Consider the following 1138-nt stretch of genomic DNA (forward strand, 5'->3'; position numbering starts at 1 on the left):
CTGGTGGGGGCGCCGGCGGACGACTATGTGCGGGAGTTCGTGAAGGACGTGCCGCGCGGTGATGTGCTGACGTTGCGGTGGATCATGCGGGCGCCGGTGGACGGTGACGCGCTGGACGGGCCGGAGCTGGGTCCGGACGTGGTGGTGCGGGAGGCCACGCGGGCGGTGCTGGCGGCGGAGAAGCCGGTGAAGGTCGTCGAGGACGGCAAGCTGCTCGGGATCGTGGGGGACGAGGAGATCCTCGCGGTCGTCGCGGGGCAGGAAGGCGGCAGGTGATGACCGTCGCCATCGAAAAACCCCAAGAGACCGGGTCCCCGCTGCCGACCGCTCCGGCCAGGAGGGCGTTCAAGCTCAGCCGGCCCATGGTGCTCGGTGCGATCCTGCTGGTCTGGCTGCTGCTCTTCGCGGTCCTGCGGGGCAGGCAGACCCTGACCCTGGCCGCGGCCGATCTGACGGGTCTGCACCGCTGGTTCAACGACGTCAACGACTCCATCGGCGCGAACCGCAATTCCAGTCCGCTGTTCCTGTATTTCTTCAACGAGATCCGGCTGGTGATCGACGGCCTGGTGACCTTCGTCCGGGATCTGATCTCGCAGCCGTCCGGTGCCCGGCCGGTGCCGCAGATCGGCTGGCTGGGGGTCGTGGGCGTCGCCGGGTATGTCTCGTGGGCGGTGGGGAACTGGCGGGTGGCGCTGCTGGCGGTGGCCGGGTTCACGTTCATGGGGTTGCAGGGGCTGTGGCAGGAGAGCATGGACACCCTGGCCCTGACCCTCTCGGCGGTCCTGGTCGCCTTGCTGTTCGCGATCCCGCTGGGGGTGTGGGCGGGGCTGTCGGACCGGTTCAACCGGGCCGTGACCCCGTTCCTGGACTTCATGCAGACGATGCCGACCTTCGTCTACCTGGCCCCGCTGACCCTGTTCTTCCTGATCGGCGGCGCCTCCGCGGCCATCGCGACACTCATCTACGCCGCGCCCCCGGCGATCCGCATCACCGCGCACGCGATCCGCTCCGTGCCGACGACGACGGTCGAGGCGGCCGACTCCCTGGGTGCCACCCGCAGGCAGGCCCTGCTGAAGGTCCTGCTCCCGATGTCCAAGCGGACCGTGGTGATGGGCGTCAACCAGACCATCATGGCCGC

At 69.5% G+C, this 1138-nt stretch carries 1 protein-coding gene and 1 pseudogene; both read left to right on the forward strand.

Going from position 1 to position 1138, the window contains the following annotated elements; genetic code table 11:
* A pseudogene (locus tag AQJ58_RS40140) lies at nucleotides 1–276 on the forward strand (glycine/betaine ABC transporter ATP-binding protein); the annotation flags it as partial.
* Nucleotides 276–1138, forward strand: an 863-nt coding sequence (locus AQJ58_RS40145) for an ABC transporter permease (RefSeq protein WP_159056434.1), incomplete at its 3' end; no start/stop codon positions are given. The pseudogene AQJ58_RS40140 and the gene AQJ58_RS40145, both read left to right, overlap by 1 nt.

The sequence above is a fragment of the Streptomyces sp. DSM 15324 genome (assembly GCF_001514285.1).
Taxonomy (GTDB): Bacteria; Actinomycetota; Actinomycetes; order Streptomycetales; family Streptomycetaceae; genus Streptomyces.